Annotated in this window: 20 protein-coding genes; 9 read left to right on the top strand and 11 right to left on the bottom strand. The window is 39.8% G+C overall.

Annotation, left to right across the window (positions count from 1 at the left end; translation table 11 throughout):
• The 3 genes from acnB to ACKPEB_RS22520 form a co-directional block, all read left to right on the top strand.
• Nucleotides 1-2,535, top strand: a 2,535-nt coding sequence (acnB, locus tag ACKPEB_RS22530; protein WP_408967257.1) for a bifunctional aconitate hydratase 2/2-methylisocitrate dehydratase, incomplete at its 5' end; no start/stop codon positions are given.
• Nucleotides 2,536-2,625: 90 nt separating this feature from the next.
• Nucleotides 2,626-4,554, top strand: a complete 1,929-nt coding sequence (locus tag ACKPEB_RS22525) for an NERD domain-containing protein (RefSeq protein ID WP_408967256.1) — start codon at nt 2,626-2,628, stop codon at nt 4,552-4,554.
• 26 nt (nt 4,555-4,580) lie between these two features.
• Complete coding sequence (locus ACKPEB_RS22520; RefSeq protein ID WP_408967255.1) at nt 4,581-4,901, top strand: hypothetical protein; 321 nt, start codon at nt 4,581-4,583, stop codon at nt 4,899-4,901.
• A gap of 276 nt (nt 4,902-5,177) precedes the next feature.
• On the opposite strand, the gene ACKPEB_RS22515 is transcribed toward ACKPEB_RS22520, so the two are convergent.
• Together ACKPEB_RS22515 and ACKPEB_RS22510 are read right to left on the bottom strand one after the other, a co-directional pair.
• Complete coding sequence (locus ACKPEB_RS22515; protein ID WP_408967254.1) at nt 5,178-5,390, bottom strand: type II toxin-antitoxin system HicA family toxin; 213 nt, start codon at nt 5,388-5,390, stop codon at nt 5,178-5,180.
• Nucleotides 5,387-5,587 carry a type II toxin-antitoxin system HicB family antitoxin gene (locus tag ACKPEB_RS22510; protein WP_408967253.1) on the bottom strand — a complete coding sequence of 67 codons (201 nt, stop codon included), beginning with the start codon at nt 5,585-5,587 and terminating at the stop codon, nt 5,387-5,389. Before ACKPEB_RS22510 ends, ACKPEB_RS22515 begins: the two co-directional genes overlap by 4 nt.
• Before the next feature lie 254 nt (nt 5,588-5,841).
• Between ACKPEB_RS22510 and ACKPEB_RS22505 the strand changes: the two genes are divergently transcribed.
• The 3 genes from ACKPEB_RS22505 to ACKPEB_RS22495 are packed head-to-tail and all read left to right on the top strand — an operon-like array spanning nt 5,842 to nt 6,509.
• Nucleotides 5,842-6,060: a hypothetical protein gene (locus ACKPEB_RS22505; protein ID WP_408967252.1), complete on the top strand. Its 219-nt coding sequence runs from the start codon at nt 5,842-5,844 to the stop codon at nt 6,058-6,060.
• Entirely contained in the window at nt 6,060-6,269 is a 210-nt protein-coding gene (locus ACKPEB_RS22500) for a type II toxin-antitoxin system VapC family toxin (protein ID WP_408967251.1), read from the top strand. Before ACKPEB_RS22505 ends, ACKPEB_RS22500 begins: the two co-directional genes overlap by 1 nt.
• A 12-nt stretch (nt 6,270-6,281) precedes the next feature.
• On the top strand, nt 6,282-6,509 hold the full coding sequence (locus ACKPEB_RS22495; RefSeq protein WP_408967259.1) for a type II toxin-antitoxin system VapC family toxin: 228 nt from the start codon (nt 6,282-6,284) through the stop codon (nt 6,507-6,509).
• A 435-nt stretch (nt 6,510-6,944) separates the two neighbouring features.
• Here the strand turns inward: ACKPEB_RS22495 and ACKPEB_RS22490 are convergent, their stop codons facing one another.
• Nucleotides 6,945-7,817, bottom strand: coding sequence for an S-methyl-5'-thioadenosine phosphorylase (locus ACKPEB_RS22490; RefSeq protein ID WP_408967250.1), 873 nt, complete (start codon nt 7,815-7,817; stop codon nt 6,945-6,947).
• A gap of 231 nt (nt 7,818-8,048) precedes the next feature.
• On the opposite strand from ACKPEB_RS22490, the gene ACKPEB_RS22485 reads away from it, so the two are divergent.
• The gene (locus ACKPEB_RS22485) at nt 8,049-9,650 is read left to right on the top strand and encodes a glycoside hydrolase family 10 protein (protein ID WP_408967683.1); all 1,602 of its coding nucleotides are present in this window, start codon (nt 8,049-8,051) and stop codon (nt 9,648-9,650) included.
• Nucleotides 9,651-10,059: 409 nt separating this feature from the next.
• Here the strand turns inward: ACKPEB_RS22485 and ACKPEB_RS22480 are convergent, their stop codons facing one another.
• Nucleotides 10,060-11,616: a cation:proton antiporter gene (locus tag ACKPEB_RS22480; protein ID WP_408967248.1), complete on the bottom strand. Its 1,557-nt coding sequence runs from the start codon at nt 11,614-11,616 to the stop codon at nt 10,060-10,062.
• A gap of 85 nt (nt 11,617-11,701) precedes the next feature.
• On the opposite strand from ACKPEB_RS22480, the gene ACKPEB_RS22475 reads away from it, so the two are divergent.
• Nucleotides 11,702-12,388, top strand: coding sequence for a potassium channel family protein (locus ACKPEB_RS22475; RefSeq protein WP_408967247.1), 687 nt, complete (start codon nt 11,702-11,704; stop codon nt 12,386-12,388).
• A 334-nt stretch (nt 12,389-12,722) separates the two neighbouring features.
• On the opposite strand, the gene ACKPEB_RS22470 is transcribed toward ACKPEB_RS22475, so the two are convergent.
• From ACKPEB_RS22470 to ACKPEB_RS22455, 4 genes are all read right to left on the bottom strand, one after another.
• A complete protein-coding gene (locus ACKPEB_RS22470; RefSeq protein ID WP_408967246.1) occupies nt 12,723-14,114 on the bottom strand; it encodes a malic enzyme-like NAD(P)-binding protein in 1,392 nt (463 codons plus the stop codon).
• 115 nt (nt 14,115-14,229) lie between these two features.
• The gene (locus ACKPEB_RS22465; RefSeq protein ID WP_408967245.1) at nt 14,230-14,364 is read right to left on the bottom strand and encodes a hypothetical protein; all 135 of its coding nucleotides are present in this window, start codon (nt 14,362-14,364) and stop codon (nt 14,230-14,232) included.
• Nucleotides 14,365-14,586: 222 nt separating this feature from the next.
• The gene (locus ACKPEB_RS22460) at nt 14,587-14,871 is read right to left on the bottom strand and encodes a hypothetical protein (protein WP_408967244.1); all 285 of its coding nucleotides are present in this window, start codon (nt 14,869-14,871) and stop codon (nt 14,587-14,589) included.
• A 279-nt stretch (nt 14,872-15,150) separates the two neighbouring features.
• Nucleotides 15,151-15,540: a RidA family protein gene (locus tag ACKPEB_RS22455; RefSeq protein ID WP_408967243.1), complete on the bottom strand. Its 390-nt coding sequence runs from the start codon at nt 15,538-15,540 to the stop codon at nt 15,151-15,153.
• A gap of 108 nt (nt 15,541-15,648) precedes the next feature.
• Between ACKPEB_RS22455 and ilvC the strand changes: the two genes are divergently transcribed.
• Entirely contained in the window at nt 15,649-16,644 is a 996-nt protein-coding gene (gene ilvC, locus ACKPEB_RS22450) for a ketol-acid reductoisomerase (RefSeq protein ID WP_408967242.1), read from the top strand.
• A gap of 82 nt (nt 16,645-16,726) precedes the next feature.
• On the opposite strand, the gene ACKPEB_RS22445 is transcribed toward ilvC, so the two are convergent.
• The 3 genes from ACKPEB_RS22445 to ACKPEB_RS22435 form a co-directional block, all read right to left on the bottom strand.
• Complete coding sequence (locus ACKPEB_RS22445; RefSeq protein WP_408967241.1) at nt 16,727-16,954, bottom strand: hypothetical protein; 228 nt, start codon at nt 16,952-16,954, stop codon at nt 16,727-16,729.
• A 131-nt stretch (nt 16,955-17,085) separates the two neighbouring features.
• Nucleotides 17,086-18,750: an alpha/beta hydrolase gene (locus tag ACKPEB_RS22440; protein ID WP_408967240.1), complete on the bottom strand. Its 1,665-nt coding sequence runs from the start codon at nt 18,748-18,750 to the stop codon at nt 17,086-17,088.
• A 123-nt stretch (nt 18,751-18,873) separates the two neighbouring features.
• Nucleotides 18,874-20,283 (bottom strand): amidase, encoded by a 1,410-nt coding sequence (locus ACKPEB_RS22435; protein WP_408967239.1) that lies wholly within the window; start codon nt 20,281-20,283, stop codon nt 18,874-18,876.
• Nucleotides 20,284-20,474 lie beyond the last annotated feature (191 nt).

The following is a 20,474-nucleotide window of genomic DNA, read 5'->3' as shown; positions in this document are numbered from 1 at the left end:
CCCCTTCCCCTCAACGCCCAACAAACCTCCGAACTCTGCGAACTCTTGAAAAACCCGCCAGAGGAAGAGAAAGAATTTTTGATGACCTTGCTGAGAGACCGTATCCCTCCCGGTGTCGATGAAGCCGCTTATGTCAAAGCCGCCTTTTTAACCGCTATTGCCAAAAACGAAATCACCAGCCCCCTGATTTCCCATCAAGGCGCTGTTTCCCTATTAGGTACAATGGTGGGAGGCTATAACGTCCAATCCCTGATAGACTTACTCAAAGTTCGGGATGAAAGTATTGCTTCGGCTGCTGCGAATGCCCTCAGTAAGACGTTGTTAGTCTTCGATGCCTTCAACGACGTTCTGCATTTATCGGAAGTTAATCCTTTTGCTAAACAAGTCATTGACGCTTGGGCGGAAGCCGACTGGTTTATCGGACGTCCGCAACTGCCCGAAACCATTACCGTGACTGTCTTTAAAGTTCCTGGGGAAACCAACACCGATGACCTGTCTCCCGCACCCCACGCTACCACCCGCCCCGATATTCCCTTACACGCCTTAGCCATGTTGGAAAGTCGGATGCCCGGAGGGTTAGAAACCATAGCCGAACTGAAGAAAAAAGGACATCCCGTCGTCTATGTCGGAGACGTTGTTGGCACAGGTTCTTCTCGGAAATCTGCGATTAACTCCGTGTTGTGGCATATTGGTAACGATATTCCCTACGTTCCCAATAAACGCGCGGGCGGCTATATTCTAGGGGGAAAAATTGCCCCAATTTTCTTTAACACCGCCGAAGATTCCGGCGCCCTCCCCATCGAATGTGATGTTAGTAAACTGAATACTGGGGATGTGATCACCATTCATCCCTACAACGGTGAAATTACCAACGAAGCGGGAGAAGTAATTTCTACCTTTACCCTCAAACCCGATACGATTTTAGATGAAGTCCGGGCTGGAGGTCGTATTCCTCTATTAATTGGTCGTAGCTTAACGGATAAAACCCGCGCCGCCTTGGGACTAGAACCCAGCACCTTGTTTGTGCGTCCCTCTCTGCCGGAAGACACCGGAAAAGGCTTCACCCTCGCCCAAAAAATGGTCGGAAAAGCTTGCGGTTTGCCCGGAGTTCGTCCAGGGACATCCTGCGAACCGTTGATGACCACCGTCGGTTCTCAAGATACCACTGGCCCGATGACGAGGGATGAACTCAAAGAACTTGCCTGTTTAGGGTTTTCGGCTGATTTAGTTATGCAGAGTTTCTGTCACACCGCAGCATACCCGAAACCCGTTGATATTAAAACCCATAAAGAATTACCCGACTTTTTCTCGACTCGTGGGGGGGTCGCCTTAAAGCCTGGAGATGGAATTATTCACTCTTGGTTAAATCGGATGTTATTACCGGATACCGTTGGTACAGGCGGCGACTCTCACACCCGTTTTCCCCTCGGTATTTCCTTCCCCGCCGGGTCAGGTTTAGTGGCTTTTGCCTCCGCTTTAGGAGTCATGCCCTTAGATATGCCAGAATCGGTGTTAGTTAAGTTTACCGGAGAATTACAACCCGGAGTCACCTTACGGGATATCGTTAACGCTATTCCCTGGGTCGCCATGCAACAAGGTAAGCTCACCATTGGAAAAGAAAACAAAATCAACGTTTTCAACGGTCGCATCATGGAAATGGAAGGTTTACCAGATTTAAAGGTGGAACAAGCCTTTGAATTAACCGATGCCACGGCTGAACGTTCCTGTTCTGGAAGTACGATTAAACTCAGTGAAGAAACCGTCGCGGAATACTTGCGTTCTAACGTCGTGTTAATGAAAAATATGATTGCACGGGGTTATCAAGATGCTCGTACCTTGTTACGGCGGATTGCTAAGATGGAAGCATGGTTGGCTAATCCGAGTTTAATGTCTGCCGATGCCAATGCGGAATATGTGGATACCCTGGAAGTGAATTTAAGCGAGATCAAAGAACCGATTGTTGCCGCACCCAATGACCCGGATAATGTTAAATTAATGAGTGAATGTTCCGGGGATAAAGTAGATGAGGTGTTTATTGGTTCTTGTATGACCAATATTGGCCATTATCGGGCGGCGGCTAAGATTTTAGAAGGTGCGGGTACGGTGAAAGGCCGTTTATGGATTTGTCCACCGACTCGCATGGATGAACAACAACTCCGAGAAGAAGGGGTTTATGGTATCTTTGCCGCCGCAGGTGCAAGGACAGAAATGCCCGGATGTTCCCTGTGTATGGGGAATCAAGCCCGTGTCGAGGATAATGCCACTGTGTTCTCGACTTCGACCCGTAATTTTAATAATCGCATGGGTAAAGGTGCAAGGGTCTATCTCGGTTCTGCGGAATTGGCGGCGGTCTGTGCCCTATTAGGTAAGATTCCGACGGTTGAGGAATATATGACTATTGTGGCGCAAAAAGTTGACCCCTTTAAAGGTGATTTATACCGTTATCTCAATTTTGATCAAATTGAGAATTTTGAGGATTTCGGACGGGTGATTCCTGTGGATCAGATGCCTCAGTTAGACGAGGTTTTGGTTTAGTAGTATAATTTTGAGGTGGGTCTTTACTGACTCACCTTGAGTTGAAAAGAATTTTCAAAAAAAACAACTTACATATTAAAAACTATACCTATGGAATTTATTTCAACAAAAAACTTCGATAGTGAAGCAGAAAAAATCGTTTGGGATGGAATAAAAGAGCAATTTAAGGAGCAACCTGGTTATTGTTGGCATCGTTATCCTATTACAAGTTATAGTGGTCCTCGTTTAGAACCAGATATTATTATTCTTCATCCTCAATTAGGATTAATAGTTATAGAAGTTAAAGGATGTTATTTAGAAAATATTGAATCTATTGAAGGTCATACTTGGTATATGCAAGATTTTTACAAGGATGAAATAGAACCCTATGAACAAGCTGAAAAACATATGTGGGCTATTCTTGATAGATTAAAACACTTTCATCATGGTTTGTTAAGGGATGATCAAGGTAATTGCAAAATATCTGGTAAAGCTTTTATTGCTTTACCTTATATAAGTGAACCTTTATGGAAAAAGAAATTTGAAGAACATTTATCTGCCCCTAAATGGGAGTTAATATTTTCAGGAGACTTAGAGACTGACGGATTATATCAAAGAATTATTAATGCACCAATGAAGCGACAAAATCTTTTAACAGAAGAGGAATGGAATACAGCTATAGCAGTGATTACAGGTTCACAAGGGATTCAATCTCAAAAACGCAGACCTACTAAAAATAAAGATAGTAAAGCAGCCTTTCTCAGAAAAGTTGAGGAAAAAATTAAATCTTTTGATATTCAACAACATAAAGTTGCGGTTCAAACTCCTACTGGACCCCAAAGAATTAGAGGACTGGCAGGTACAGGTAAAACAGTAGTTTTAGCTCAAAAAGCTGCATATATGCACGTTGAAAATCCTGATTGGTCTATTGTTTATACATTTTATTCTCGCTCTTTATATGAACAAATTATTAACTATATCACTCGTTTTGTTCAAGAATTTTCTAGAGGAGAATTAGAACAACCCAATTGGAATAAAATTCAGGTACTTCACGCTTGGGGAGCTAAAGAACAATCTGGACTTTATCAGCAAATAACATCTCAAACAATGATTAATTTTAGAAATTATGACAATGCTAAAAGTTATTTTGGTACATCTAGTGGAAGAATTGCTTTTAATGGATGTTGTGCTGAATTATTAGCTAATCAAAACGAAATTCCAGAATTATTTGATGCCATTCTAATTGATGAAGCTCAAGATTTTGGTGAAAACTACTTTCGATTATGTTATCAGTTACTTAAACAACCTAAGAGAATAATTTGGGGATATGATGAAGTTCAAAGTTTGGAAGAGTTAGAAATACCAACGGCTGAAAGTCTTTTTGGAAAAGATTTTGATGGTAATCCATTAGTAAGTCTCGATGGACTTTATCCAGGAGAAATTGAAAAAGATATGATTTTATATCATTGTTATAGAAATCCCCGACCTGTTTTAATTGCTGCTCATGCTTTTGGTTTAGGTTTAAGAAGAAAAGGAGGTGCAGTTCAGTTCATTAATACAGTTGCAGGATGGCAAGACATAGGATATGAAGCAGAACAAGTAAATAGTAATGAATTAACCACAGGTCAAGAAATTACTCTTCATCGTCCCAAGAATAACTCTCCCCACTTATTAGAAGAATTGGTTGGATATCATAATTTAATACAATGTAAATCATTTGACAATAGAAAGCAAGAATTAGAATGGATAATTGATGATATAGATAAAAACATACAAGAAGAAGAGTTAAAGCCTGAAGAGATTGCAATTATTGCCCTAGATGGTAGAACAAAATTTACTAATAGCGAATATCAACAATTATTTGAAGGATTAAAAGATAGGGGAATTAGATCTGTAAGAATAGGAAAAGATACTTCTGCTGATATATTTCGTTCAGAGGGATGTGTAACTATAACGAGTGTTTTTCGTGCAAAGGGAATGAAGCATCTCTTGTATATGTTTATGGGTTTGAAAATATTGCAAGTTCAAGTGATATTGTAAAACAAAGAAATATAGCTTTTACTGCAATGACAAGAACAAAAGCTTGGTTAAACCTTACTGGTGTGGGCGAGAATAGTAAATTATTATTTAGAGAAATACAAGAAATTTTAGAAGAAGTTGGTCGTGTTAACTTTATTGTACCTGATATGACTAAAATTAAACGTAATCTTGAAACTTACGAAAATCAGAGGAGGAGAAAACGTACACAAAAAGCACAAAAATCACTTGCTCAATTACTACAAGATAGAGTAGATGTAAATCCTGAAGACTTACCATTAGATCAACGTAAGAAACTCCTTAAATGGTTACTTAGCGATCAACAAAATATTGATGATTTACTTTCTTGATTTAATATTAATTGAGTACCAATGAACAATAAAAACCTTAAACTTTTAGATTTATTTGCAGGAGCAGGAGGTTTTGATTTAGTATTATGGTTAGGGTTCGTTTATTTCGGATAACAGGCAAGATGCCTGTTCCACATTGTGCTTAAATCTTGGTTTTAGATGTAGATAAGCGATCGTTCCTTTTCCTAAAATTCCCATCAAAACAGCGATCGCTTTTCTAACTCAGTTCAATTCTTGAAATGCGATCGCTCTTAATAACTCTTAAAAAACAATCAATTATAAATTAAGATCATCTTCCGTTAAACCTGCATTCTTCAGAATTGCTTTTAATGTTCCGATAGGTAAATCTCTATTCCCATGAACAGGAATTACAAGAATAACTGAACTATTTTCTTGAGTATAAATATGATGACTTCCCTTTACCCTATTTAATTTCCATCCCACCTTTTCAACAATTTTGCACAGCACTTTCCCCGAAACTGACTTCATAGAGAAATCTCCACTAATTGTTGTTGTTCAGTGGGAGATTGTTGTTCACTTGCAACTTCTAACCAACCTTCGATCGCCTCTTTCACCATTTCCATTAAATGTTCGTAACTCTCACCCCAAGTATGACAACCCGGTAATGCAGGAACACTCGCACACCAAACATTATCTTCTTGCCAAACAATGACTTTAATTTTCATATTTTGATGATTGATCAGTACAATTTAACTAATATTATCACAATCTAATATTAACTGGCTACAGAAGCAAAAATTATTACTTTTCTAACTCAGTTCAATTAATTGAAATGCGATCGCACATGATAACATGGATATTATGCTATAATAATATAGGCATTATCAATAATCTTACTAAATGTAAAGCTGATGATGAATCCATTAACAATATCTCCAGAAAGTGTCTCACTGATAAATAACTAGACGAGCTAAAAATCATGTTAAAAAAACCGTTATCTAATCTCAACTTTGAAGAATTAAAAACCCTAATTGTTTCAATTGTTGATGAAAGACTTAGAGAACAAAAAATTATCAAACAATCTTCTAATCAACACCAGTTGACAGAAATCTTTAAATCTATTGATTCTCATATTTGGAATCCTCCTAACTCTGTTCCTTCTACCTTACAACTTTTACAGGAGGATCGCAATAAATAATGAATCATTATATTATTGATGCTAGTATTGTGATTCAGCGATTTATTCAGCAAGAATACACTGCACAAACCCGAATACTTTTTAATCGCCTCTTGGAAGGAGATCAGTTTTACATCCCTGAATTTTGCTTATTAGAATGTACAAATGTCATTTGGAAGCAAGTTAGATTTTATGGACTTCCTGAAAAACAAGCAAAATTACTGATTTAGGATTTACAATCTATTCCCTTTCAAATTATTTCTGTTCATCACTTACTATCTGTTGCCTTAGATATTGGATTAACGCATCAATTAGCTATTTATGATTCTCTATATATTGCTTTAGCGTTAAATCTAAATTATCCTTTAATTACTGTTGATCAACGTCAATCGAATACTGCTATTAATTGTAATGTTACACTAATTCCGATTACGGATTTTACAGAAGAGAATAATTGCTCTGCGGTTTAAGGTTGGGGTGTGGGGTAGCGATCGCTTTTTTAACTCAGTTCAATTCTTGAAATGCGATCGCTTTTTGGGAAGAAAGTTAGGGATGCGTTCCCGCAACTTACCGTAGGTATAGCTTTTTTGGGAAGTTGAGAATGGGCTCGCTTTTTGTAGGGGAATTTGAGGTGCGATCACTTTGTAATATTGTAAAGTATAATAGTATAGTAATTTTTTTCAGAATTAATCAATTATTAACAATTAAAAGTCAAACTATGTTAAAAAAAATTAAAGCGATTTTGAAAAATAATTGTATTCAATGGCTTGATGAAATCCCTACACTAGAATTAGATATTTCTGTAAAAGTTCCTCATTTCAACTAACACTGTAGCATATTTTTGGCTGAAGTATACCATAGTTTAAATTATAGTTCTGATCAGGTGGGCAAAGCCCACCCTAGATTTAGAGATATTTTTTGAGAAACAGTTCTAACTGTTGGAGTCGCTCTTGTGGAATGTGATTCAGGGGGGTTAAAATCGCGTATTTTAAAGCTGAATGAGCTTCAGAAGATGGTAAATGATCTTTCAAGCGACGCACGGTTTCTTGAATCACTTTTTGAGCATTAACCGCATTTTTATGTAAATTTTGAATCACCATTTCTACGGTGACATGATCATGATCAGGATGCCAACAATCATAATCGGTAACTAAGGCTAAAGTCGTGTAAGCAATTTCCGCTTCTCTAGCTAATTTCGCTTCCGTTAAATTCGTCATCCCAATAATCGTTCCCCCCCAACTTCGATATAAATTAGATTCGGCTTTAGTTGAAAAAGCTGGCCCCTCCATACACACATAAGTTCCTGATAAATGATAATCAATATCGGGTAAATTTAACGAAGCGATCGCTTGTCCTAAAATTTTTGAAAGGTGAGAACAAAAGGGATGACCAAAGCCGATATGAGCGACAACTCCATCACCAAAAAACGTAGCAGTTCGTTGATAAGTTCGATCAATAAACTGATCAGGAACAACTAAATCTAAAGGTTTAACCTCTTCTTTTAAAGATCCTACAGCCGAAGCGGAAATAATATACTCAACTCCTAAACTTTTAAGTGCATAAATATTAGCACGATACGGTAATTCTGAGGGTAAAAATTTATGGCTTCGTCCATGTCGAGCTAAAAAAGCTACTCGCATTCCTTCTAAGGTTCCTACTAAAATTGCATCGGAGGGAGAACCAAATGGAGTATTGAGATGTAGTTCCTCTACATCGGTAAATGCCTCCATCTTGTATAACCCACTTCCCCCAATAATCCCGATTTTAACTGCGTTCATTGTTCGTTTCCTTTACCAAGTTGTCCTTAAATATTGTAGCGAAAATGGGTAATAATTGACTCAGGCAAAATAGCGGTTTTTCATAGGGTTAGAATCACATCCCTTGTAAGATGTCCCCTTCTTGGTTAAGCTATTAAATGGTTGATTTATCATGCTGCTGGCTATCTTCTCTCACAAACAAACATGAATTGGAACTTTATTCAACACCAGACTCGTTTTTGGTCTAGGGTTATGAAACGGTTAAACTCTTTCACCCGTTCACTCCAACATCAGATTCAACCCTTAAGAGTCGGAAAAATCACCCGCTTTCAACGTTATTTAGTCTTAGGCTTCTGTTGCGTATTTCTAGGATTAACGTTAGTTCAATTTCCGGTTCTTTCTAAATCTGTTAATATTGCCACAATTAGACAGGAACAATCCAATCAATTGTTAGCTCAAGGAATGATCAATCCTGCCAGTGGCATTAGTCATCAACGAGAATTTCGAGGAGTTTGGGTAGCAACCGTTGCCAATATTGATTGGCCGTCTAAATCAAATTTATCGGTTGATCAGCAAAAATTTGAACTCATTGCTATTCTCAACCGGATGCAAGAATTAAACTTAAATGCGTTAATTCTGCAAGTCCGTCCTAATGGAGATGCGTTGTATAGTTCCAGTTTAGAACCTTGGAGTGCGTGGTTAACAGGAACCCAAGGAAAACCCCCTGAACCTTATTATGATCCGCTTCAATTTGCCATCGAAGAAGCTCATAAACGCAATATTGAATTACACGCTTGGTTTAATCCCTATCGCGCAAGATTAAGAGGAAATGCTCCCTTTTCGCCAAATCACATGGCATCAAAATTCCCCCAATATACCTATCAATATGGGGATTTAATGTGGATGGAACCCGGTGCGAAGGAAGTACAAGATCAAACGTTTAATGTGATTATGGATGTGGTGCAACGTTATGATGTTGATGGCATCCATTTAGATGATTATTTCTATCCCTATCCCCAAAGCGGTATTCCATTTCCTGATAGTCAAACCTATAACGCCTATCGTGCTGCTGGCGGAACATTAAGTTTAAAAGATTGGCGACGACAAAACGTTAATCTGATGATTAAACGCATTCATGATGGGATTAAATCTATTAAGCCTTATGTTAAATTTGGCATTAGTCCCTTTGGAATTTATCGCCCTGGAAAAGCACCCGGAATTGTAGGATTAGATCAATATGATTCCCTTTATGCTGATGTGAAATTATGGGTAGAACAAGGTTGGATGGATTATTTATCCCCTCAATTGTATTGGAAAATTGATCCGCCTCAACAAAGTTATCCCGTGTTGTTAGATTGGTGGTTACAACATAATCCTCAACGCCGTCATATTTATACAGGCAATTTTCTCAGTCGCATTGAAAACGAATGGCCTGTATCTGAATTGCAACGACAAGTTACAATTTCTCGACAAAAAGCAGCCCAACTTTCATTAGGAAATATCTTTTTTAGTATGAAGATTTTCCGCGATAATCGTCAGGGGGTCAATGATATTTTTAAAACTGCCGTTTATCCGACTCCAGCATTAGTTCCCCCGATGCCTTGGTTAGATAATGAACCGCCAGAAACCCCAACAGTTATTCAAGCCAATTCTGGAATTATTTCTTGGAATCCTTCGACTGAAACTGATCTTCGGTCTTGGTCTATTTACCAACAATTTTCTACGGGTTGGCAGTTAATTAAAGTTGTGGATAAAAATACAACTTCTATTCGGGTTAACCCAGGAAATTATGCCATTCGTGCCGTTGATAGAATGGGGAATGAAAGCGTTGAACAGGTTGTTTCTGTGTCTTAATTCACCGGATATTCAACACAGATTTTAACCCTAAATTGTAGGGGCGAGGTCGCCTCGCCCTTCTGACTTTAAAAGAATCTCTGGAAATAAGATAAGTTTTTATAATCATAATTTTATAATTATTCTGTTTTTTAAAAGATTGTCAGGAAATATGGATATTTGATTGAGAATATTTCTCAAATAGTTGACGAAATTATGGGCGTTCTGGTAGACTATAAAAAACACCACCCAAGGGGTTACTTTGTCTAAACGCCAAAATAGAGGCTACAACCCTTATAGTACCGTCAAATATTGGTGTTTTCTGACTCAATTTTGATTAGACGATGCACGAGTTTTGCAGCGAAAACAGAACACTAGAGTAGGGGGTATTGACAAAATCGTCAGTTTATGCAGTACCCCTAAATAAAACTTAATCATCCTCCAGTTGTAACAACTGTTCATCCAGAGTTCGTAGACGTCCTCGGACAATAGCTTCCGATAAAATCCGTTTTCGTAAAGCTTCGTTGAGAACTCCTTTTTCTGCTAAGAGTAAACGGCGACGAATGGCATCCAATTTACTCAAATAATCGCCCCTAGAACCCTGTAATTCCCCTGGACGACGATTATAAAATTCCCGTAGAGATCTTTCTGCACTTGCTACTTTCACTTGATAGGCTGAACGCATTTCCTCATAAACCGATTTGGGTAAGATTCCCGACTTTAATAACCCTTCTAATTCATCTTGTGCAGCCTTCGCCGTAATTAATTCAGCTTGCCATTCTTCCATTTGCTGTTGAGTTGGGGAAATCGTCGATAATTTTAAACGTTTCACCACCCAAGGTAAACTTAAACCCTGGCCCACCAAAGACACCAGCACACTACCAAACACCAGTGTAATCAGCAGATCTCGTCCTGGGAGTGTCGTCGGTAGACTTAATGCTAACGCCATTGATAGTGAGCCTTTAATATTACCAAAAAATAGTAAATGTTGCCAACGCAAGGGAATCGGACGGTCAAACCAACGAATTCCCGCTAAAAGCGGATAAACCGTAAGAACTCGCCCCACTTGATAAGCTAAAACAGCAAGTAAAACCGCAGGTAAAGTTTGCCAAAATGTTAATAAATTGATCTCGACTCCAATTAATAGAAAAATAAAAGTATTGACCGTAAAACTAGCGTATTCCCAGAAGCTTAATAAGATAATGCGACTGGAAGCAGTCGTTTGGTGAGACAGTCCGAGATTTCCGAAAATTAATCCCGCAACGACTACCGCCACCGCACCGGATACCCCTAACCATTGACCGACTTGAAACGTTCCTAATGCTACGGCAACTGTTAGTAATAAACTATTAAGAGGATCATCTAAACGGGCAAAAACAGGGATGGTTAAATAACCTAAAACTAACCCGACTATACTGCCTCCAATAGAAATAAATAGCAGTTGTTGGATACCTTCTTGAAACGTGAGTGAACCCGTAGAATAAACTTGTGAAATCAGATTAAAACCAACCAAAGCCGCCGCATCATTAAACAGGGTTTCTCCTTCGACAATTGTAGAGAGTCGAGAGGGAACGGGGATTTCTTTAAACACCGCAATCATGGAAACTGTATCTGTATTTGCCAGAATTACCCCCATAAATGCAGCAGGTATCCAACCTAATCCCAACCCAAATTTTAACAGAACCGCGATAATTGCACTTGAAAGAATAGCTCCTGGGCCTGCTAAAAGGGCAATAGGTTTAAAGGTACTACGGAGACGACTAACATCGGTATTAATTCCCGCATCAAAGATCAGAATCGGTAAAAATAGATTTAAAACCAGGGACGGATCTAAACCAACGGGACGAGACATTAATTCTGTAAAGGGTAAGCCCGCTAAAACTAAACCTGTAACGTAAGGAACCCCAACCCGGCGCGATAATAAAGCTACAATTGTCGCAACCAGTAGGAGAATAATTGAAATTCTGACTAATTCGGTAACATCCACTCTCGATACTGGTAATAAGTTTTTGTATTATGGACTAAGATTGCCAGAAGCTAATATTGATGTCAACCCAGGATGAGGAGTTTCTATGTATGTTCTGATTGGTGGCGGTGGTTTAGTGGGGTTGAGTTTAGCTCAAAAATTGTTAGAATTAGGGCATACTGTAGCCGTTATTGATATTGACCCGAACGCCTGTCGTTATGCACGGGAAAAAATCGGCGTCATGGTATTTGAAGGCAGTGCAGTGAGTACCGATGTGTTATTAGAAGCGGGTATTCGTAAAGCCAATTCCTTAGTGGCGGCACTTAGAAGTGATGCACTAAACTTAGCAATGGTGACACTCGCTAAACATTATGGTGTTCCCCATATTATCAGTCGAATGCGACATCCAGATTTTGCTGAACCTCTGCGTTTAGCGGGTGCTAATCATATTATTAGTACCGTTGAACTAGGGGTTTCTACAATGGTGAATGCGATTGAATATCCTCAAGTGGAATCAATGATGCACTTTGAGCAAGGACAAATTGAAGTGTTAAAATTAGCCATTCCGAAAACTTGTTATGTCGCGGGTCGAAGTGTGGCGGAAATTGCTCAAGATTCTCGGTTTCCAACGGGTTCTTTAATTATTGGTTATCAACCCCATCCCCAGGATAATTTAATGATTCCGAATGGGAGTACAGTTTTAGAACCGGGTTCAACGATATTGATTGTTACAAAGCCTGGAACATTACATCAAGTGATTGATTTTATTGAAGGTTATCAATCTTGTGGATAAAGGTTTATTTTTTTAACTTCCGAATTCGTAAATGCACCCCAGGTGATCATGATAGATGGGTGAGTATGGAGTTCTAATACTGATTTCACGAGATGACTAGAACTAGATTTCTAGTTGTCGCTTTTTTCAATAAAGTAGCGGTGTGATGAGAACCGCTACTGTTAGAAATTCGATGAGATAAAGGCTTAAGATATTAACCGTGTCAGACAAGTATTCACTTAAGCCTTGAGATGTTGGTGGGGGGTGACAAAGAGGCTTAGGATTTAGAAATGTCCTAAGTGTAATGCGTAGTGCTATACTTCTCTAATTCCGACCTCTGAGGACTCCTAAGCGATTAATGACGAGCTAATCCTTCTTGACGGGCCATGTGGGCAACGGCCCCAGCAACAGAGGTGGCGACTCGTTTGTCAAACACTGATGGGACAATATGTTCGCGATCTAAATCACTGGGAGACACTAAAGAGGCGATCGCCATTGCCGCTTCTAAATACATCGAAATTGTTAAGCTTTTTGCCCCACAATCTAAAGCCCCTCGGAAAATCCCCGGAAAAGCTAAAACGTTATTAATTTGATTGGGATAATCACTCCGTCCCGTTGCCATCACCGCCACATCATCGGTAATTAATTCGGGTTGAATTTCAGGAATGGGGTTCGCCATAGCAAACACAATCGGATCTTTTGCCATAGAACGTACCATTTCGGGTGTCACCACTCCTGGGGCACTGACTCCCATGAACACATCAGCATCCTTCATGGCATCAGCTAAAGTACCGGATAAATCAACCGCAAATTCCCGTTTTTGAGGATTAATATCCGTGCGCTGATGGCAAATCATCCCTTTAGAATCACATAGGGTAATATAACGAACGCCTGCTTTTTTAAATAAACGTGCCATAGCAATTCCCGCAGCACCTGCCCCGTTTAAAACCAGATGAATTTCATCTATTGATTTTTTAACTAATTTTAAGGCATTAATCAAAGCGGCTAAACTGACAATTGCCGTTCCATGTTGATCATCATGGAAAATAGGAATATCTAAAGATTCGCGCAATTTTGCTTCAATTTCAAAGCATCGAGGAGCCGCAATATCTTCTAAATTGATTCCACCAAAAACCGGGGCAATATATCTAACAGTTTCGATAATTTTGTCTGTATCTTGAGTATCTAAACAAATGGGAAAGGCATCAATATCAGCAAATTCTTTAAATAACATGGCTTTCCCTTCCATCACGGGTAAAGCCCCGGCTGGCCCCAAATTCCCTAACCCTAAAACCGCACTGCCATCGGTGACAATGGCAACGGTATTTTGTTTAATCGTCAGGCTATAAACCTTTTCAGGATCGTCCGCGATCGCATTACAAATTCGACCTACTCCTGGGGTATAAGCCATGGCTAAATCAGCTTGAGATTTGAGAGGAATTTTAGATTGAATACTAATTTTCCCCGCCCGATGCAGATTAAAAGTTCGGTCATAAACCGCTAACACTTTTAAGTCCGGTAATGCTTTCACCGCTTGGACAATTTTTTCTGCGTGTTCACTACTTGAAGCATCAATACTAATTTCTCGAATAATTTTGTGCAAGGTTTGTTCAACTAAGTCAATTTGACCTAAATTACCTCCCACTGAAGCGATCGCTTGGGCAACACTCGCCAACATTCCCGCCCGATTGGGCAGTTCCAAACGAATTGTGACACTAAAACTCGGATTCGGTGTTAAGTTAACCATACTCAGTCTAATTATTCAAGGTAGACCCCAATTGTAAAGGTGATCGGCTTCTTTGTCAGTTCTTTTACTCTTCTTTTTCCAGATTTCCAGACAATTCTCGACTCAGGGATCTCCACTAATACTGTTGGTTCAATTGTAAATAGTAGGTCAGATTTGCCAAGGTAATATAATGATCAACATATTTAGGAGTAGGAGTTTTTTGTAAGGCTTGCTGAACTTGCTGTTTACGCTGAGTCTTTGATGGTTTCATAATATTGTGCTTCAGGTTAGCATGAATCACTGATCTCGGTCGTGAAGCGCACACTAACGGATTGATAACTCCATAGGAATAATTTACCCTACAATTTCAAGTTAACAATCCGTTAATTTCCTTGATATCCTCAACAAGTTTCCTGCGGTTCTTTTTGGGAAATAGCAGGGAACTTGTTGATCCTTAAACTTCTGTAAAGATGTTATCAACATCTTCAGTCGTTCAAGCCATAATTCGATCTGATGTAACATAAAAAACAGCAACCGTTATGTTTTTTACGGATATTTTAATTTTAGGGGCCAGTCGCATTTGAGAAACCGGTTCTCGAATTAAACTATAAACCTCTGTGAGAGCCTCACCAATTTCCTCAGTCAAACATTGGATATGTAAGACTCCCCACCGCCGAAATACTCTACAATTCGCCAGAAGTTGAAGTTGATCTAACTCCTGTTGATTTTCCCGATAAAAATCCCAAATCAGTCGAGTTAACTGTGAAGGTTGTTTCATATCCTCACCTCTAGTATGGAGTTCTAGATCGCTTATCTCTTCCTTTCGGTAGAGGGCTTACCTTCTAGTATTCATGATCCCCTGTGCTTTCTCAATTCATCCCAGCAAGCTGAAATAAGACTTAATAGGAGTTTGTCTAATTTAATGTTACAGATTTGGGCTACAAACTCATTATAACAGGTGTTTTAACCCTTGATGGGATCATAGCTGTTCTTTGTAATCGATACATATATTTACACAATTTGATAGTTTGACACATTTTTAAAAAGTAGGAACGATTCAGTCTCCACAATACACAATTAAATCGATCTCAACATCTCCTAATCCCGCTAATCCCATAACACCAACGGTGGTTCGACAGGGTAAACGTTCCGCTTCAAAATAAGAAGCATAAATGCGATTGACCGTTTCATAGTATCGAAAATCCGTGACAAAAATCCGAGCCATAACAACTCTATTAAAATTTGCTTTTACATAATTTAGCACTAATTTTAAGTTTTCCATTACTTGTTGAGTTTGTTGTTCAATCGTTCCCTTGATTACCTCGCCAGTTTGGGGATCTTCAGCCAATTGTCCCGTCACAAACAAAAAATCTCCAGCCCTGACCGCATGGGAATAAGGAGCAACAGGGGGTAAAACGTGGTTGGGGAGAGTCACATACTCCAGCATAATTCAGCCTGTCCTAATTTCGATGGCAATGAACGGTAACATCATACTAGAGCATGATATGATCAAAGTTTTGCAGACTCACCCCACAAGCGGCGAAGGAGAAGCCAGATGGCTCAAATGTACTATGACGCAGATGCCAATTTAGATATTTTGGCAGGAAAAACAATTGCAATTATTGGTTATGGTTCTCAAGGTCATGCCCATGCACTGAATTTAAAAGATAGTGGCATGAATGTGATTGTCGGATTATATCCCGGCAGTAAATCAGCTTTTAAAGCCAAAGATGCCGGTTTAACGGTGCATACCGTTGAAGAGGCGGCTAAAGCTGCTGACTTCATTATGATTCTACTGCCGGATGAAGTTCAAAAAACCGTTTATAAAAATGAAATTGAACCCCATTTAACCGAAGGTAAAACCCTCGCCTTTGCTCATGGTTTCAATATTCACTTTGGTCAAGTCGTTCCTCCCTCCAATGTAGATGTGGTCATGGTTGCCCCCAAAGGCCCTGGACATTTAGTGCGTCGCACCTACGAACAAGGTCAAGGAGTTCCGGCGTTATTTGCCGTTTATCAAGATGCGTCTGGACAAGCTCGTGATCGAGCGATGGCTTATGCCAAAGGCATTGGCTCAACCCGAGGTGGCATTTTAGAAACCACATTTCGTGAAGAAACCGAAACCGACTTATTTGGTGAACAGGCGGTTTTATGTGGCGGTTTAAGTGCGTTAATTAAAGCTGGATTTGAAACCTTAGTAGATGCAGGTTATCAACCTGAATTAGCTTATTTTGAATGTTTACACGAAGTTAAATTGATCGTGGATTTAGTCGTGGAAGGCGGTCTAGCTAAAATGCGCGATAGCATTTCTAACACGGCGGAATATGGAGATTATACTCGCGGCCCTCGAATTATTACTGATGAAACTCGCGCCGAAATGCGGAAAATTCTCAGCGAAATTCAATCCGGTCAATTTGCTAGAGACTTTGTGTTAGAAAATCAAGCTGGAAAACCGGGTTTCACCGCCATGCGTCGTCAAGAAGCTGAACATCCGATCGAAAAAGTCGGCCAGAAGTTACGCCAGATGTTTAGTTGGATGAAGAAGGACTAAAGCAAAGGGAGAAGGGGAGCAGGGGGAGCAGGGGGAGCAGGGGAAGTAGGGGAGAAATGATTCACTCTTGACACCTAAGACCCTATTGTGTCGCCCCTGGGGCTTTTTCGAGCTTTTCAATTTCCTTCTCTCGTTGCTCATTGGTGTCTTTCGGCCGTAACCATTTAGGCCATAAACTAACAACAAATTCACGACTGGTTTTACTCGCATCTCTGGCAGGTTTGGGCAAAAATTTAAATGTATCGCCCGAGGTAATAAACACAACGACTAAGGCAACAGCACCCCAGCCTAGAATTTTTTTAGGAGTCATAAGCCGTTTTTTAGATAAAGATATTTATGGCAATTTATTGTATAGCAGGAAACACGGAATCAGAAATAGGCACTCTGGCAATAAACTTTTGCAAGCAGAAACATTCATCAGCTATCCCATTGGTCAATGAGCTATTCAGCTTTTAATAACTCTTCAATAAAGACTTGAGTTTCTGGGGGAATATCCGTAATTAAACGAACGGGAAAAGCTTGAGTAGAAATTGAGCGATAATATTCAGGTGTGAGAAAAACCTGATATTTTTCAGCTTCTGGTGTGAGTTGGGCTGCGGTTGCTAAGACAATGGTTTTAGCATAATTACGAACATCTGTTGACGCATCACCAATGACTTCACCCCCTGAAATTGGGGTGATCGGAATCCAACTTTGATCCGCAATAGTTCTGGGATCTCGAACACTTAAATGAGTTGCTCCTAAAACCCCTAATAATAATTTATCCGTTTTTATTTGAGGAAAAATTGCAATTTGTTCGGGTAATGCTGGGGTAACTTTATCAGAAGATTGAGTTAAAATTAAGGTAGGAATTTGAACTTGATTTAATCCGGTTTTTCCAAAAATTACAGAAGCTGTCGGTGCAAAAGAAATCGCGCGTTTAATCCGAGGATCACTAAATCGATATCGATCTTTTGGGAGTTCTGCTGCTAAACATTGAGTCGCTTTTCCTAAACTAAAGGTAATAAAACTTTGATCACAATTTTTCCTCAGTTCATCAATTTGTAACTCTCCTCCTGCTAAAGCTAAAGCTGTTACTCCCCCAAAAGAATAACCAAAAACTAAAGTATTATTCGTGTTCAATTTTCCTTTAAATCTCGGATCAGTTAGATTTAATTTTTCTAATTCATCCAAGGTAAAAATTAAATCTTGGGGACGTTCAATAATTTCTGTGGGGGAGAGGAACAAATTTTGATCAACATAAGTAGCGTTACTTCCCGGATGTTCAGGAATAATAACCGTGTAGCCATAGGAAGCTAAATGTTCCATTAAATACCGTAATTCTTGATAATCTGAACCTCGACCATGAGAATACAGAATTAAAGGTTGATCTGGACTAGCTACGGAGGAGGAATAAATATAAACCGGAATTTTCCGATTTCGCTGTTGATCCTGCAATTCTATCTGAGTAATTTCTACTTTTCCGGGCCCAGGTTGAGTCGGATCAAATGGAATTTGGGGCGGTTGGAATTCTCCGGTGGGAAATTTCGGTAAGACTTCTAAAAGTAATCTTTGGGTTTGCCAAAATCCTTGATTTAACCGTTTTAAAACCTGAAAGGCTTGGGGAAGATTAATCTCAATAGTAGACAAGGGATAATTTTCTAAAAAATTAATCACTGATAACCCTTGGGGGGATTTTGACGCAGAAAGAATTGCTTCTTTAATGGCTGTTCCTTCTTGAGATTGATCAGAAGAAATGATTGTATCAATATCCGTTAAAATTCTCGTTCCAACTTGACTATTAACAATTTCATCAACAATTTCATCACTAATTTTAATTTTAATATTTAATGCTGCTAATGCCTGTTGTTTTTGTTCAGGATTCAATAAACTCAAATAACCCAACAATCCTAATGGAACTTTTCCGGTTTGTGCAAATTCTTTTAAATCCTTTACTGGAACGGTAGCATAAATAAATCCTTGTCTGATGACAACAGATTCTGCTGCGTGACTAGAAAGCGGAAACAGCAAACCACTGCTCATCAGGCTCGGCGTTAAAAAACTCAAGGAAAACAACAATTTTTTCCACGGAAGTTTAGCAAAAATAGAGACTGGAATTTCTGGCATAATCAAAGGTCTGGGTTCAACAATCCAAAAAGTTTAACATTAATAGGAGTGACAGAAAAACCCAGTTTCTGAACAAAATCTCCAGGTTTCGGTTCAGACAAAAAACAGGGTTTTTTACTCCTGTCAACTGTTGACAATTGGGGGACGATGGTGCTCCCAAGGTTGTATAGCCTCCAGTTGAGCAGCTAACGCAATTAAAGTGGCTTCCGTCGCCGGTTTTCCGACCAATTGCACCCCGATGGGCAAACCCTCTGGAGTGAAACCTGTGGGAATGGCGATGGCCGGTTGACCACTGACGTTAAAAGCCGGACAGGGGGCGATCCATTGAATAATTTTTTGTAACGTTTCTTCTGGAGAAAGTTGAGCATATTCTCCCACAGAAATTGTCGGGTGCATATAGGTCGGTAAAACCACCACATCAAAGGGACTCAGAGAAGCAACAATTTGACGACCTGCCACCTGCATTTTAGTCACCGCTTGCAAATATTGTCCGGCTGTGATTTGGGTTTCCATTAACCATTGATTCACAGAACCTAAATATTCCGCCGGAATGCCAGCCGCAGCAACTCCCGATTTCCAAACTAACGTAAAGGGTTCAATAATTGAACTAAAATCAGGAGTAATGGTTTCAATTGGATGACCCAATTGTTCTAAAAGCTTAACGGCATTTTGAACCGCTTGTTCACAATCTGGAGAGGCTTGACCAACGGGTAAAATAGACGTGGCGATCGCAATTTTTAAAGCCTTTGGAGGTTGTTGAGTCGCCGCTAAAAAGGACGGATTTGGATCGGGCAACCAATAGGGATCACCTAAAATATATCCTGAGATCACATCTAATAACGCCGCCGCATCAGCAACAGTCCGGGCGAGGGGGCCATCAGTGGAAATTCCGCTTTGAAAGTCTCCGACGGGTGCATGGGAGACTCGACCCCTTGTCGGTTTAATTCCGACTAAACCACAACAAAAGGCAGGGCCCCGAATGGAACCGCCCCCATCTGACCCATGAGCAACGGGGGATAATCCCGCAGCCACCGCCGCCGCAGCCCCCCCACTGGAACCACCGGGGGTATAGTCTAAATTCCAAGGGTTACGAGCGGGAGGAAAGCCATCGGGTTCAGTGTAGGGTAATGATCCGACTTCAGAAGTTGCCGTTTTTCCTAAGATATTAAATCCGGCTTGGCGAATGCGACTAACCACTCCATCATCATAGGTGGCAATGTTATTCACTAAAGCTCGTGAACCGTAAGTACAAGGAACTCCCGCAACGGCGTTTAAATCTTTAATGGAAATTGGAACCCCAAAAAAAGGCGGTAACTCGTTAAGATCAGAAACTTTAGCTAATTGTTCCGTTTGGGTTTTAGCGAGTTTTAAGGCTGTTTCTGCCATCACCGTAAAATAACAACCCAACTGTGGATTTAATCGTTGAATCCGATCTAAATAAACATTAACTAACTCTAATGGCGATAAAACTTTGGTGCGAATTAATCGGGCTTGTTCTAAGGCTGATTTAAAGGCTAAATCCACTGAATTCATAGGGAACAGGGAACGGGGAATCGGGAATCGAGAATCAAGATTAATAGTTAACAGTAATCGGTCAATGCTCAACCGTCAACAATTCTGAGCTCAACCATCAACCTTTAACTTGTTGTAAACTGGTGAAAGCGGTAGACTGAGAGTATTCTATTTCAAGATTTCAGCCCGAATTTATTTGTTTTATTGAAGGT

This window comes from Planktothrix sp. (assembly GCF_046067725.1).
In the GTDB taxonomy this organism is placed as follows: Bacteria; Cyanobacteriota; Cyanobacteriia; order Cyanobacteriales; family Microcoleaceae; genus Planktothrix.
Note: the sequence above shows the minus strand (reverse complement) of the source record. Positions and strands in the feature narration are given on the sequence as shown.